A 15,481-nucleotide genomic window follows, 5' to 3' on the forward strand; every position below is an offset into this window, starting at 1 on the left:
GAAGCCCATGCTGATAGGGCCAAACTGAACGGTATGAAACGCCATCCTGCTGATGCAGGGTGGCGTTTTTCATGCTCTGAGGGAGTCAAGTGTTGTCTCGGTGGCAGAATCGTTGCGGATATCCCTCGGATGTGTGTGACGGTGGAAAGCCGAAAGTTATCCACAGCACCTCTAACCCGGTCATAGTATCCACATTTGCCGGTCGGGCTTGCACGGGTGGATCATGCTCCTTCACAGTGGAAACTACCGCCTGCTGCCTGCCCGCAATGATGCGAACGACGGTCAGGCGGTCCATGACAACAGCGTCAAGTGAAAGGATCGATCATGGCAAACCAGCAGGCATCTGTTACGATGACGGGATTTGTGGCCAGCGACCTGGTCAAAGGAGGGAATGACAATTTCGTGGTGCTGTCATTCCGCATGGGAAGCACCCGTAGCCGGTTGAATCCCAATACCCGGCAGTGGGAGGATTTCGGCACGGCGTGGATCACTGTCAAGGCATTCCGTTCCTTGGCCCTCAATGGGCTGCAGTCGATTCGCCGCGGCGACCGGATTATCGTGGTCGGTGTGTTGAACACCGAACAATGGACCAACGAACAGGGTGAGGTGCGCAGCCGGACCGTTCTTGAAGCCAGCAATATCGGGCATGATCTGACTTTCGGCACTACGAATCTTGCGAAATCGCAACGGGCGAACGGCAACGGCAATAGCAATGGCACTGCCGGAGCAGCAGGTTCCGGGGATGCGGCCAGTGGCAATGTGCCCGCTGATGGTGCCGAAGGCCGCGATGCCGGCAGCGGGGTGGCGCTGCCGCAACGTCCGGTGCCGCCGGTCGAATTCGATAATGTCGTTTCCCGGCAGGCGCCGTCCGATTCGGGAACGATGCCTTCCGGTGTGGCGGTCGAACAGCCTCAGACGGCAGTGCAAGAGTCGTATGGCGATGATTTTGCCGATGAGCCGGACATGTAGCCGCGCATGTGAGCGGATATGTGACTGTCGTGATATGCAAAAGGCCTACAGCCGTATGCGTATCACGACTGTAGGCCGAAGCAGGTGTGTTATGAGGTGAGGATTGTTCTGAGGATTATCTGGTGGGTTGCGTCACCAGATACGCACGCGGTCGGCGGGGTCAAACCACATGGCGTCGTCCTTGGTCACGCTGAATGCGTCGTAGAAGAAATCCACGTTGCGGGCGATGCCGTTGGTGCGGAACTCGGCCGGCGAGTGCGGGTCGATCTGCAGGTACTGTTCGGCCAGCTCGTCGCGGTTCTTGGTGCGCCAGATGGAGGCGTAGCTCAGGAAGAAGCGCTGCAGGCCGGTGAAGCCGTCCATGTCGGGCGCGGTATCCAGCAGCGCCTTGATGGCGGCGGGGGAGCCGTCCTCGGCCTTGCCCTCGGCTTTGCCCAGCGCGAATGCATAGGCCTTGAGCGCGATGTTCACACCGCCCAGGTCGCCGATGTTCTCGCCGATGGTCAGCGCGCCGTTGACATGCGGGGCCTTGTCGGGCTCGTCGGCGTACTTCTCCGCCAGCTGCAGCGGTACGAAGCTGTTGTACTGATCGATCAGAGCCTTGGTCCGGGCCTCGAAGTTCCTGCGGTCCTCGTCGGTCCACCAGTTGTTGAGCTTGCCGTCGCCGTCGTACTGCGAGCCCTGGTCGTCGAAGCCGTGTCCGATCTCATGGCCAATCACCGCGCCGATGCCGCCGTAGTTCGCGGCGTCCTCGGCGTCCGGGTCGAAGAACGGGGGCTGGAGGATGGCAGCCGGGAAGACGATCACATTCATCGTCGGCTCATAATAGGCGTTCACGGTCTGCGGATTCATCAGCCACTCGTCCTTGTCGACCGGCTTGCCGACCTTGGCCAGCTGGTATCCGGTCTCGTACAGGGCTGCGGCCTTCATGTTGTCGGCGAGCAGGGCGTCGACGTGCACGTCCAGCGCCGTGTAGTCGCGCCAGTGGTTCGTGTATCCGATCTTCGGCGTGAACTTGGTGAGCTTCTCCAACGCCTTCGCCTTGGTGTCATCGCCCAGCCAATCCGAGTTGGCAATCGAGACGCGGTAGGCGTCGATCAGGTTCGCAACCAGCTGCTCCATGCGGCGCTTCGCGCTTTCCGGGAAGTGGCGGCGTACATATTCGCGGCCCACGTCTTCGCCGCAGATGCCGTTGACAAGGCTCACGCCACGCTTCCAACGGTCGCGCTGCTTCTTCTGGCCGGAGAGCACCTTGCCGAAGAAGTCGAAGTTCGTAGCATCGAATGTGCGGGACAGGTATGCGGCGTTGCCGACGATCAGGTGCACTCGCGCCCACAGCTTGAGGTCGTCCAGGTCGGCGTCGTTCCAGAATGCGTCGAGTCCGGTGAGGAAGCTCGGCTCATGCACGATGACTCGCGCGAACACCGAACGGAAGTCGATGGGCTGTACGGCGGCGGCCGGCGTGGCGTCGTATCCCGCCTGCCAGGCGTCGATCCATGCGTCCATGTCGAAATGGCTCAGCGCTGCCTTGAGATCGGCGTAATCGGTGGGATTGTAGGTCTTCACCGAATCGCGCGTGGCCACGTTGTCCCAATGATTCGCCGCGATACGCGTCTCCACGTCAAGCAGACGTCGGGCCATGTCGAGGGCCGCCTTGCTTGGCGTGACGGCGGAAGTCTGCGTGCTGCCATCTTCGGAATCACTGTCGTCGATGCCGCGCGGCAGCTCGTCGTCCTGATTCGGGTTGTCTTCGGCGGCGGGCGCATAACCGGCGTTCACCAGCTGGATGGCGACCATCGTCACGTAAGCCTCACGCACCGGGGCGTAATGGTCCTCGCGATAGTACGCCTCATCCGGCAGCAGGATGCCGGCCTGTTCGATGTGCGCGATGTTGTATTCCGGCGCGCCGGGGTCGCCGTACACGGCGAGGCCGAACAGGTCCGGGCCGTCGACCGCGCTGAGACGGCCGAGCACGCGAGTCAGCTCGGCTTTGTCGGCGGCGTTGTCGATCGCATCAAGGTCGGCCTTGAGTGGCGTGATGCCGGCCGCCTCGATCGCCTTGGTGTTGAGGAACGAGTGGTACAGTGCGCGCGACTTGGTGGCGGGGCGCTCCGATGCGGACGTGGTGTCCGGATTGGTATTGTCGCCGTCATCCTCGAGGATTTCGCGTACCTGGTTCTCGGCGTCTTCGGCGAGCTTGTCGAAGGAGCCGTAGCGGGAGCGGTCGTCGGGCAGACGGTAGGTGTCGATCCATGGGCCGTTTACGTAGCGGAACAGGTCGTCGGTCGGCTTGATGACGGATGAGAACGATGCCGGGTCGATGCCCGACTTCAATGATGCTTGATTTTGTGCCATGCTCCCAGCCTAATCATCGTGGGGGAGAAGCGCCGGCAATGGACTTGGCCGAGAGCTGATTCGTGTGGTTGCGTGCTGTGGGCGTGGATGGCGGGACGAGGTTTCTTCGGATGTGGATTTGCTGTATGCGTCCGCATGGTTGTAAGGCGCGTAGCTGCTAGACACATAACCATGCAATGCGCAACGTTATGCCCATGGCATGAATTAGACAGTATGCCTAACATAGGTATCGGAATCTGAACTATGGGATGCGAAAGGAGCCATCATGAGCGATCCGAACACTCCGAACGGCGATAACCAGAATCCTCAGCAACCGCAGTATGGCGCATATGACAGCAATCACGGCGGCCAGTATCCGCCGCAGCAAGGTGCGCCGCAGGGGCAGCAGAACAACCAGCAGTATCCGCAGGGCGGCCCGTACCAGCAGCCGTATTACGGCCCGTACGCCACCAATCCGAATGGCAATCCCTACGCCTCCTCCCAGCCGTACGGACAGTACGGTCAGAATGGGCAAGGCCAATACAACCAATACAGTCAGGCAGGCCAGCCGGGTCAGGCCGGTCAGCCCGGTGCCGGTGCCAACGGCAATCCCTTCGGCGCGCAGCCCGGCTGGTACGCCGGCGACTTCAATCCCTTCCGGCTGTTCGAGGAATGGTTGCCGCAGAAGGCCAAGACCACTGTCCGCGTGATCTACGGCGTGGTGGGTGTAGCGGCCATCGCGCTGGGTGTGGCGTTGCTGTTGGTGCCGAACAAGACGCTGGCATTGGCTGCGCTGCTGCTCGGCGTCTATTTTGTGATCTCCGGCGTGGTGCGCATCGTCAGCGCCCTGGTCACCCCGATGCTGCCGGGTGGCTGGAGGGTGCTTGATGTGCTCATCGGCATACTGCTCACGTTCGGTGGCGTGGTCGTGGTGCGCAACTACGGCCTGACCGGTCAGACCCTGGCGCTGCTGATCACGCTGATGGTCGGTTTCGGCTGGATCATGGAAGGCGTGATGGCGCTTGTGGAATCCTGGCGCATCCCACGCTCCGGTTGGGCGGTCGCCTACGCCATCATCTCCATCATCGCCGGTTTCGTGGTGCTTATGAGCCCGCTGAGCTCCACCGTATTCATGGTGATCTTCGGCGGTTGCGCCATGGTGGTCATGGGCGTCACCGCCCTGATTCGCGCATTCACCTTCGGCAAGCCGCGGCAGTAGCGGTGTTTTCCTGACGCGCCGACGGGTCCGCGAAGCGTCCCTGGGGAGTCCATTCCCCGGGGACGCTTTGCGATGTGCGTCCGTATCGGACATGTCTACAGGGTTGTTCGGCAATCCGGGATTCCCGATTCCCGACTCCTGATTCCTGATGATTGGGAATTGCGAATGTGATTACCGGAAAAACGTGGATGGCGTGTGGGCGGACATCGGTAACTGTTGTAATCGCAACGGCTCCTGGCGATTGACGCCGGGGCGGGTTAGTATTGAGAACGACTTTCAGTAAGAAGCCTATAGGTAGAAAGAACCTCATGATCGAATTGAAGACCCCTCGTGAAATCGAGGAGATGAAGCCCGCAGGCCGTTTCGTCGGCGGCATTTTGAAGGAGCTGCAGGAGACCACCAAGGTGGGCACCAACCTGCTTGAGATCGACGAGTTCGTCCACAAGAAGATCGTGGACCGCAAGGGCGCCGAATCCTGCTATGTGGATTATGCGCCGGACTTCGGCACCGGCCCGTTCGCCCACTACATCTGCACGTCCGTCAATGACGCCGTACTGCACGGCATTCCGTACGACTACAGCCTGAAGGACGGCGACCTCGTCTCGCTCGACCTCGCCATCTCCGTGGACGGCTGGGTGGCTGACTCCGCCGTGAGCTTCGTGGTCGGCAACGACCCCGACCCCGAGGATCTGCGGCTCATCAAGTGCACGCAGGAGGCGCTCGCCGCCGCCATCGACGTGGCCAGGCCCGGCAACCGTCTGGGTGACATCTCCAACACCATCGGCGACATCGCACGTGAGTACGGGTACCCGATCAACCTCGAGTTCGGCGGCCACGGCGTGGGCCACATCATGCACGGCGATCCGCATGTGCCCAACGACGGCAAGGCCCACCACGGCTACAAGCTGCGCGACGGCCTGGTCATCGCCATCGAACCGTGGTTCCTCAAGACCACGGACGAGATCTTCCAGGACCCGAAGGACGGCTGGACCCTGCGCTCCGAGGATGGCTCCCGTGGTGCCCATTCCGAGCACACCATCGCCATCACCGAAAACGGCCCGATCATCCTGACCGACCGCACCAACCTGTGACCATTCGGCGGCACTTGGCTTTTGCCAGGTGCCGCCGCGTTGTGAGACAGCAACTTGCGCTGAAACATGCATGCCATATAGTGAGCCATACTTTTGAGCCGAATGGCGAGTTCCATCGGCATCGGCCCGTGCGTAAGGGGAGACAGGTATGGCAACAGCCCAGCTGAATGTGGATGACAGCAAGTACACGCTGCCAGTGGTCAAGGCGACCGCAGGCGCGGATGGCATCGTGGTGTCCAATCTGCGCAACGATGGCTGGGTGACGTTGGATCCCGGATTCCTCACCACTGCGCAATGCGAGTCGAAGATCACCTATATCGACGGGAAGCATTCGATTCTGCGCTATCGCGGATATCCCATCGAGCAATTGTGCAATCAGTCCGACTTCCTCGAGGTCGCATGGCTGCTGAGACATGGCGAGCTGCCCACCAAGGAGCAGTACGAGAAGTTCGTCTCCGCCATCAACCATCGCACGATGGTGGGCGAGGACTTCCGCACGTTCATGGGCTCCTTCCCGCGCACCGCGCACCCGATGAGTGTGCTCGCCTCCGCCATCAACGCGCTGGCCACGTTCTACCCGGACACCACCGACATCACCGACTCCGACCAGCTGGATGAGGCCGCGGTCATCATCATGGCCAAGGTGCGCACGATTGTGTCCTACATCTTCCGCCGCCGCCGCGATGAGCCGATGCTATACCCGGATTACGCGCGCGGTTATGTGGACGACTTCCTGCGCATGTGCTTCGCCGTGCCGTACGAGCCGTTCGAATCCGATCCGCTGTATGTGCACGCGCTCGGCCGTTTGTTGATCATCCACGCCGACCATGAGCAGAACTGCTCGACGTCCGTGGTGCGCATCGCCGGTTCGGCGCATGCCAATCTGTATTCCGCTGTGGCCGCCGGCGTCAACGCGCTGTCCGGGCCGCTGCACGGTGGCGCGAACGAGGCCGTGCTTCGCCAATTGAAGGCCATCCGCGACTCGGGCAAGTCCGTGGCCGAATTCGTAGCCGAAGCCAAGGCGAACGGGCAGAAGATCTCCGGACTGGGACATCGTGTCTATAAGTCCTATGATCCGCGTGCCGCAATCGCCAAGCAGTATCTGGAAAAGATCATGGAGCGCGAGGATACCTCCAAGCTGCCAGCCGACGAACGCGCATTGTTCGACGTGGCTGTGGAGCTGGAGCGCATCGCGTTGAGCGACGAGTATTTCGTCTCGCGCAACCTGTATCCGAACGTGGACTTCTACACGGGTTTGATTTATCGTGCCATCGGTTTCGACCCGGCCATGTTCACCACGCTGTTCGCGCTCGGGCGCATTCCGGGATGGATCGCCCAATATCGCGAGATGCTTGCCGACCCGAACACCAAGATCGGTCGCCCGCGTCAGGTCTACACCGGTGCCGTGGAACGCGACTACGTGCCGATGGATGAGCGGTAGTGAATGCTTGTTGAAGCTCCCCGTAATGGGGAGCTTTTCGTTTTCAAACTGTTGTACAGGCTGTATTTGATTTCTCGAATGCTGTTTATGAAGCAACATAATTAATATACTATGCTAAACATGTCTGTTAAACTTCAATTTGCACGTCTGTAACGGTATTTGTATATAGTGATATTTGAATCAAAGGAGATAAATATCAAATAGGAAAAGGGGGTGGGTGATGATTAAAAAAAGAGTAATTGCTTCCGCAATTATTGCTGTATTCCTGGTATTGCCTGTATCTGGTAATGCTACTTCCGAAATAACATATGATTCAAAACAGTATACAGTTTCTGCTCCAATCCCGAATGAAATAAGAAAGAATCTCGTTAGTCCATCTATATATTCAAACTCACCAATTCCGCAAGATACAAGAATTGTTGTTGATCGTATACGCTCTATTGATGATAATAGACAGATAAATGGAGTTGAATATTTTCCTGATGAAAAAAGCGTCAGGATTTACGCTGCTGGTGATGTGTCATATTATGAATCATTGATAAGAGGCAGCGATTCCAGTATACCGATAGTACTCATTAAATCAGCATATTATCCCAGTGAACTACATGATGCAATTCAGGATATCCTCTATAGGACATCGAATTTTAATGATCATTTAACATCAATTGCTCCGAAGACTGATGGCTCTGGAATCGTTGTTGCTGTCGATGTACCGGATTCTCAATCCGTAGCGTCTATTGATATGCGAGCACAAAGTATTACAAGCATACCAGTAGAGCTGAATTATGCCGAAAAGATGGAGTCTGCTATTCGTGTCGGTGACACGATTCCTTATTCTACTGGCACAATTGATGAGCAGTGATTTGGGAACTGCTTGTACTACCGCGTTCTGGGGTACAAATGCTCATGGCGAGCAGGTTATTACTGCTAATCACTGTGATACCACGCGATCGTGGAAGATGGGCGCATATGACAGTTCTGTTTTATTAGGTGCCGGCAAAGCAGGTAATTATACCGAGTCTGATGTTGACGGAATAACAATGACAAGTTCTCTTCAAAGGAGTCCCACTATGTGATTGGGGGGGGGGAATTATTTGGAGAATAATGTGGTGGCTTTACATGGTATTGCAAGAGAGCCGATAGTTGGTGATTATGTTGTATACAATGGTAGTTTTTCTGGAACAGTCGCGAACAATATAGTTACTGCTGTTAATCTCACTATCAATTATGGCAACGGCAAGGTATATGGTGGTTTAGTGAAAACAAAGCAGCAGAATGAGATACCTGCAGCTGGCAATGGAGACAGTGGTGGGCCGGTGGCTATGGTTGATGCTTCTGGTAGGGTTTACGCAGAAGGAATTATTAGCGGAATATATCAAGGGTCGAATTCTTGTACAGGAATTCCGGCAGATGACTACCGTAAATGTAGCTCTATTGTTACGTATGCGCCTTTGCTCCCATACCTAGAGTCTGAGGGAACTGCTGTTTACGTGAGTCAATGACGGCTATTGCGGTTGAGTTGATGAGAGTGTTTCAGCGGGGCACAACCGCGGCCGAGTCGTAAATATGCTTCGTTGGGAATGATTCAGTGGGACAGTATCACTGGTGGACCGTGGTTTTGCTTCATTGGTGAATCGTAGTGGGGTGTTCTGTTGACTGGATCGAGGTTTTGCTCCACTGAGCGTGTTTCAGTGGAGCACAACCTCGAGTGGATCGTGGATACGCTGTGCTGATGAAGAGTAATAGGGGTGTTGTGTCGGCTGGATCGAGGTTTTGCCTCTCTGGATTGGGTTCAGCGGGATATTCTTTCGTCCGGGCCGAGGAACTGCCCCGTTAGGATGCTTTCAAGCGGGGCAGTTCCTCGGTCCAGACGACAGAACGCCTCACTGGAAGACCAGTGAGGCGTTATTGCATACATTGGATGGACGCGGCTGTGCCGCGACGGCTTCATAAGAACTGACGTACTCAGTTCTTATGAAGCTTGGCGTTGAGCTCAATCCCCACCTTCCGGTAGCGGGCCTCGATGCGGCCGCTCACGGAGTTGCGGATGAACAGGATGTTGTCCTTGCCGGACAGGTCGGCGCCCTTGACCACGTCGAGCGGCTCCCCGGCGGCTGCCTTGGCCTTGTCCCAGACGGTGATCTTGGTGCCGGCGGTCACGTAGAGTCCGGCTTCGACGACGCAGTTGTCGCCCAACGAGATGCCGATGCCGGCGTTGGCGCCGAGCAGGGAATGCTCGCCGATGGAATTGCGCAGCTTGCCGCCGCCGGAGAGGGTGCCCATGATGGAGGCACCGCCGCCGATGTCGGAGCCGTTGCCGACCACGACACCCTGCGAGACGCGGCCTTCGACCATGGAGACGCCGAGCGTGCCGGCGTTGAAGTTCACGAAGCCGGCGTGCATCACCGTGGTGCCTTCGGACAGGTAGGCGCCCAGGCGAACGCGGTCGGCGTCGCCGATGCGCACGCCGGTGGGCACCACATAGTCGATCATGCGCGGGAACTTGTCCACGCCGAACACGTTGACCGTGGCGGCCGGGGCGGCAGCCGGCAATCCGGCCTGTGCGGCGAATGCGAGGGCCGCATCCGTGGCGGCGCGCTCCACGTCGGCCTTGCGCAGGGTGAAGTCCTCCACGGCGAACGGGCCGTAGTTGGTCCAGACGACATTGTTGAGCTGGGCGAAGATGCCGTCGAGGTTCAGCGTGTTCGGCTGCGCCATGCGCATGCTGAGCAGGTGCAGTTTCAGATAGGCGTCGGCAGCGGAGCTGATCGGCTCATCAAGCTCGCTGACCGTGAACACGGGGATGCGGCGGATGCCGCGTGCGTCGGCCGCATCATGGGCCAACGTGCCGAAATCGTGGTTCGGGCGGTCGGCTTCGGACGGCGCCTGACCGAGGGTCAGCTCCGGGTACCAGACATCAAGGGTGTTGCCGGCGGCGTCCACGCTGGCCAGACCCCAACCCCATGCGGTGCGCTCTTCGCTCATGTATGTGCTCCTTCGTGAATGTGTGCATGCAACTGGATTGCCATGCGATGGTTCCCACCTTAGTGCACATCCGGATGATATGCGGCCGCCATCCTACGACCGGCATCATAAAGCCGGTTGCGCAGCGAATCCGGCTCGATGATGGCCACGCGGCCATCCCAGGAATACTGCAGCGCCCACCAGAACACGGCCTTTTCGGGGGCGTTCACGATGACTTCGAACTGCTCGCCATCAGGCGAATGCTTGATCTGCGGATCGTCGAACCATTCGAAGACGTTGTTGAGCATCGGACGATCCCGTATGGCGATGCGGATGCGCACCGGTTCGTCGGCCACCGGATAGGGGCGGTGTCGCATGAAATCCACGGCATCGAACCCCTCGGACGCCGGACGCTCCATTCTCAGAGGAGCTTCGTTCGCCCCTTTGGTGGTGACGCCCGCGATGCGATTGACCACGAAGATGCGCAGTTTGTCCTCACCGTGACGATGGCAGATCAGGTAATAGCGGCCGTTCTTGTACACCATCTGATAGGGGTCCACTGTGTATAGACCGGTATGGGCGCCGGACTGCCCGTCGGCATGGGTATGGCTGGTATGCGGGACCATGGTGCCGTCAGGCCCGTAATCGCAGTATTGGAATGTGACGGCGTGGCCGTCTTCGATGGCTTGGTTGAGCTGGTCGATGGTGGAGAGGAACTCGCTGTTGATATGCGTGTATGCGGCGACGTGATTGAGATAGTCGATGGATTCCCCGGCCGCGCCGGCCAGTTCGCGGATCTTGCCCACCAGCTCGTCCAATGTGTCCAGACTGATGCGCGAGAGCGTCAGGCTGTCGGCCAGAAGCCGCATTTCGGCGGGGGAGAGGAACGCGTCCAGATACCATCCCGGTTGCGGGTCCTTGCATTCCACTGCGGCGACATCAGCCTCGGTGAGGTAGCCGACCCGGCGACCCAGAAACTCCGTGGATGCGAGCTTGTGCAACTGGTTGCGCACGGTTTTGGGCGTGGGCAGCTCATCGGGATCGTTCACATGGTGCATGGCGGCGAGATGGTCGAGGATCTGCCGTACGGAAAGCCCATGTCCGAAATAGCTGTGACGCCACAGCACCTCGAAGATCTCCAAGGAGGCATTGCCCGCATAGGTCTTGCGTTTGGAGGTCTCGCCTGCATGTTGCGCGTTCATAGCCCTAAGGCTACCGCGTATTCGTCTAGGATGGGATTGTTTGCATGTGCATTCGGTCGGTGCTTCCGACCGATGCGGCAAGTACGGAATGGATTCGGAAGGAGACGCACGCTCATGGTTGGAGGTTATGGCGTGTTCGGGCGTATCTCCGACAATGCGCATGACGCCGATGTCGATTTCTCATATGATGATGCGCTCGGCGACGAATTCGATGACTTTGCCCGGCGCTGGATCCAGCGTCGCCACAATCCGCATGGTGCCGCCGCTGGCACGGAATCAGACGACTTCGGTTTAAACGATAATGATGTCGATAACGCTGTCGGTAACGGCGACGGTATCTCCGGGGACGCCGTATTCGGCTCAGGCGATGCACTGACCGCCAAAGACATGCCCACGCCGTACGCGCACTCTCCCTACATCCCCCAGGCAGGCCGTGCCGCATGGTTCGATGACGGATACGGTGGCGATGCCGGCAACAGTGGTTCGTCGGCGGCATCCACGGCGCAGCCTGTTCCCATCGACGCGTTGCGCAGGGACGTGGAGACCACCGCCTCCCGGGCAGTGGTCTCACGGGCCCGAACCATCGCCAACAACGCCGACATCATGCTGATCGAACCGTATTACAGCGCGAATACACACATCGGTTACGCCACGTTGGACGCCACCCTGCGCGGCACCACCAGTCCTTCCAGCCGATATCGCACCGAATTGCAGTTCTCCCTCGACACTGGGGATATGTCCGGCGGCTCATGCACGTGCCCGGCGTATGGACGCGGTTATGGCATCTGCAAGCATATGGCCGCGCTCGCGCTCGCATTCTGTGACGACCCGCAACGGTTCGAAGGCTATCATGGCGGTGCGGTGCGGTCCTCCCGGGCGATGCTCGATTTCATGACACGCATGGATGAGCAGCGGGACCAGAACCGGCAGCGTCGCCGCAATGCCGTGATGCAACGCATCGGCGCCGCGGCGGATTCATCCGCGTCCTCCTCCCACGCCGGACAGCGCAAGCAGCCTGCCACACGCGGTTATCAGGGGCCGCGTCAGACCGTCTCCGCAGGCCAGGTCAGGCTCGCCCCGATACTGAGCTTCATCGATGGCGTATGGAGTGTGGAATTCAAGATCGGTGCGCCGGTGAACGGCGCCAGCTACGTGTTGAAGTCGATTCCGCAGTTCGTGTTCGCCATGCAGCATGCCGAACACGTGGATTACGGCAAGAAACTCGCCTTCACTCATACCCCGGGCATGCTCGATGCCGATTCCGGGCCATTGTTGGATTTCCTGCAATCGGCGTTGGACATCCGGCATGCCGCAGAACAGCAGGACCGGTATTACGGGCATATCGCCATCGACAGGCATATGACGCTTTCCGACCGGGAAGTGGCTTCGCTGCTCGCGTTGCGCGAGGGCATCGGCGTGCAATTGATCCTGGACACATGGTTCTCCGGCCAGGCTTCAGCCGTCGGCGTTGACGGAGGCGATCCCGGACTGCGGCTACACCTGACCCGACGTGACTTCCGGGCATACGGCCCCGATGCCGGCTATCTGCTCGCAGGCACACCCGCGGTGGAGGCCGTGGTGGACGCCGGAGCGGACTCATGGCTGCTGCTTGCGGCACTGAATCCGGTGAGCCATACCTCGGCCATGATGCTGCAGGCGCAACGCAGAAGCGCTGCCGGATGCCGTTTCGTGCGCTGCCCGAAGCAGCTCGCCCCGATACGTGGCCTCATCGGCGAACTGTTCGCTCCTGACGGTGGAGGCCAGGTCGTCACCGGTGACGATATGGCGCTGTTCGCCCGCACATTGCTGCCTGAATTGGTCTCCTCGGGCCTGCTGGAATCACAGGACATTCCGCGGGAGCTCGTCGAGCTCGCCCCGGCCGAAGGGGCCATCGAGGTGTATCTGGACCGCACCGAGCAAGGCGTCGAATGCGAGGTCAAGGCCCGATACGGTGAAGCGAGCGTGCCACTGCTGCCTGCCGGCCCGGTGACCGATGTGCATGACGGTGCTCCGGTCCGCACGGCGGTAGGCCGGGATTATGACGCCGAGCATCTGGCCCTGGATGTGGTGAAGGAATTCTTCGAGATGCCCGGCGCTGGCGCATCCGCGCATACGGGCGCCGCTGCTCGTAGACAGGGATTCCGCACCCGGACCGCTCGTGCCGCTGCTGCGCGGGAGGCGGGGCAGGCGCGGGCGAAACAGTCGGGTGCCGCCACCATCGACAGGAACGACACCACGCGCATCGTGCGTCTGTTCGATGAGGGCATCGCCGCCCTGCATGAGGTGGGCGACGTCTACACCACGCCCGCATTCGACAGGTTGTTGGCGCCCAAACCGCCGAGCGTCAAGGTGGGGTTGTCGGTCAAAGGCAATCTGGTGGAGATCTCGCCTATCGCCGATGAGGTGCCTCCGGATGAGGTCGGAGCGTTGCTCGCCTCGTATCGCCGTCGTCAGCGATTCCATCAGTTGAAGGACGGGTCGCTTGTCCGCCTCGACGGTGCGAATCTCGACACCCTCGACAGACTGGCCTCCGATCTGGAGCTCAGCGAACGGCAGCTTGACGGAGGCGTCATCGAATTGCCGGGCAATCAGGCGTTCCTGCTGGATGGCGAACTGCCCGATGACGGCTCGGACGTGGTCAAGGACGCCTCCTTCACCCAATACATCGACGACCTGGCGGTGATCGACCCGAATGCATACGAGGTGCCAGACAGTCTCAAACACGTGCTGCGACCATATCAGGCCGAAGGATTCCGATGGCTGAGCACCTTGTGCGACAAGGGATTCGGCGGCATCCTGGCCGATGAGATGGGTCTGGGCAAATCCGTGCAGCTCATCGCGTTGATAGTGTCCCGCTATCAGCGCGAAGACGCGCGGCATGACGGGCGATTGCATCCGTCTCTGATCGTCTGCCCGGCATCACTCGTCTACAACTGGGCTGCGGAATTCGCCAAATTCGCGCCAAGCTTCAACGCGGTGGTGGTGGCCGGCACGAAGACCGAACGCCGCAACGCCATCGCCCGTGCCTTCCACGCCGACGAACCCACGGTGCTGATCACGTCCTACGACCTGTTGCGCCGCGATGTGGACGACTACACCGCCGATAATGAGGACGGCCCTCGCCAATGCGAGATCATGGCGTTGGACGAGGCCCAGTACATCAAGAACCATGCCACGAAGATCGCCAAGGCCGTCAAATCGGTTGCCGCCGCCCATCGTTTCGCGTTGACCGGCACGCCGATCGAGAACCGGCTTTCCGAGCTTTGGAGCATCTTCGACTTCCTGATGCCGGGGTTATTGGGATCCTATAAACGATTCCGCGAACGCTACGAACTGCCAATCTCCAACGCCCGCGCGGCGGACGGCAGCACCGCCGAGGGACGCGCCGCCGCCGAAGTCAATCCCGAGTCCGCGCGCGTGGCACACAAGCTGCAGGCCTTGGTGGGCGTGTTCATCAAACGTCGTCTCAAGCGGCAGGTCCTCACCGATCTGCCGGACAAGCTGGAGACCACACTGACCGTGCAGTTGGAAGGCGAACAACGCAAACTGTATGCCGCACACGAGCAGCGGTTGAGGATGCAGCTTGAACACAGCGAGGAAGCGGATTTCAACACGTCCAAGATCCGCATCCTCGCCGAGCTGACCAGATTGCGGCAGATTTGCTGCGATCCTCGCTTGGTCTACGCCGACGCCAAGGACCAGTCGGCCAAACTCGCGGCCATCACCGAACTCGTGGAGACCTGTGTGAGCGAAGGCAAGAAGGCGCTGGTGTTCTCGCAGTTCACCAGCTTCCTCGACCTCATCGCCGCACGATTCGATGCGGCGGGACTGCGGTATTACACCATCACCGGATCCACGCCCAAGAAACAGCGTCTGGTGCTGGTCGACCGCTTCAATGCTGACGACACCCCTGCGTTCCTGATCTCACTCAAAGCCGGCAACACAGGCCTGAACCTGACCGGGGCGAGCGTGGTCATCCATGCCGACCCATGGTGGAACGCCGCCGCCCAGGATCAGGCCACCGACCGTGCGCATCGCATCGGCCAGACCGAGGACGTCAACGTCTATCAGGTGGTGGCCAAGGACACCATCGAGGAGCGCATCCTCGAGCTGCAGCACAGCAAAAGCGAGCTCGCACGGCAATTCACCGACGCCTCGCTCGCCGCAGACGAGACCACGTCCGGTGCATTCGGAGCCGCGGCCTCGCCGTCCATCGCGTCGCTCACCCGCGATGACCTGCTGGATTTGCTGGGCTGAACTC

General features: G+C 59.7%; 10 protein-coding genes. 7 read left to right on the forward strand and 3 right to left on the reverse strand.

Annotation, left to right across the window (positions count from 1 at the left end; translation table 11 throughout):
• The first annotated feature begins 324 nt into the window (after nt 1–324).
• The gene (locus tag BREU_RS10170; RefSeq protein WP_044089705.1) at nt 325–969 is read left to right on the forward strand and encodes a single-stranded DNA-binding protein; all 645 of its coding nucleotides are present in this window, start codon (nt 325–327) and stop codon (nt 967–969) included.
• A 132-nt stretch (nt 970–1,101) separates the two neighbouring features.
• Here the strand turns inward: BREU_RS10170 and BREU_RS10175 are convergent, their stop codons facing one another.
• Entirely contained in the window at nt 1,102–3,324 is a 2,223-nt protein-coding gene (locus BREU_RS10175) for a M13 family metallopeptidase (protein ID WP_044089706.1), read from the reverse strand.
• Nucleotides 3,325–3,589: 265 nt separating this feature from the next.
• Between BREU_RS10175 and BREU_RS10180 the strand changes: the two genes are divergently transcribed.
• From BREU_RS10180 to BREU_RS12030, 5 genes are all read left to right on the forward strand, one after another.
• Complete coding sequence (locus BREU_RS10180; RefSeq protein ID WP_044089707.1) at nt 3,590–4,522, forward strand: HdeD family acid-resistance protein; 933 nt, start codon at nt 3,590–3,592, stop codon at nt 4,520–4,522.
• Nucleotides 4,523–4,830: 308 nt separating this feature from the next.
• The gene (gene map / locus BREU_RS10185; protein ID WP_044089708.1) at nt 4,831–5,613 is read left to right on the forward strand and encodes a type I methionyl aminopeptidase; all 783 of its coding nucleotides are present in this window, start codon (nt 4,831–4,833) and stop codon (nt 5,611–5,613) included.
• 148 nt (nt 5,614–5,761) lie between these two features.
• Nucleotides 5,762–7,054 carry a citrate synthase gene (locus tag BREU_RS10190; protein ID WP_044089709.1) on the forward strand — a complete coding sequence of 431 codons (1,293 nt, stop codon included), beginning with the start codon at nt 5,762–5,764 and terminating at the stop codon, nt 7,052–7,054.
• Nucleotides 7,055–7,274: 220 nt separating this feature from the next.
• Nucleotides 7,275–7,916 (forward strand): hypothetical protein, encoded by a 642-nt coding sequence (locus BREU_RS12025; protein WP_150335698.1) that lies wholly within the window; start codon nt 7,275–7,277, stop codon nt 7,914–7,916.
• A 232-nt stretch (nt 7,917–8,148) separates the two neighbouring features.
• Nucleotides 8,149–8,556 (forward strand): chymotrypsin family serine protease, encoded by a 408-nt coding sequence (locus BREU_RS12030; protein ID WP_140462699.1) that lies wholly within the window; start codon nt 8,149–8,151, stop codon nt 8,554–8,556.
• Between the two features lie 463 nt (nt 8,557–9,019).
• Here BREU_RS12030 and dapD read toward each other — a convergent pair whose 3' ends face one another.
• Both dapD and BREU_RS10205 read right to left on the reverse strand, forming a co-directional pair.
• A complete protein-coding gene (gene dapD / locus BREU_RS10200; RefSeq protein ID WP_044089710.1) occupies nt 9,020–10,039 on the reverse strand; it encodes a 2,3,4,5-tetrahydropyridine-2,6-dicarboxylate N-succinyltransferase in 1,020 nt (339 codons plus the stop codon).
• A 59-nt stretch (nt 10,040–10,098) separates the two neighbouring features.
• Nucleotides 10,099–11,220, reverse strand: coding sequence for a helix-turn-helix transcriptional regulator (locus tag BREU_RS10205; RefSeq protein WP_044089711.1), 1,122 nt, complete (start codon nt 11,218–11,220; stop codon nt 10,099–10,101).
• 114 nt (nt 11,221–11,334) lie between these two features.
• Here BREU_RS10205 and BREU_RS10210 point away from each other — a divergent pair, with 114 nt between their 5' ends.
• Entirely contained in the window at nt 11,335–15,477 is a 4,143-nt protein-coding gene (locus BREU_RS10210; RefSeq protein WP_044089713.1) for a DEAD/DEAH box helicase, read from the forward strand.
• Nucleotides 15,478–15,481 lie beyond the last annotated feature (4 nt).

This window comes from Bifidobacterium reuteri DSM 23975 (assembly GCF_000741695.1).
GTDB lineage: Bacteria > Actinomycetota > Actinomycetes > Actinomycetales > Bifidobacteriaceae > Bifidobacterium > Bifidobacterium reuteri.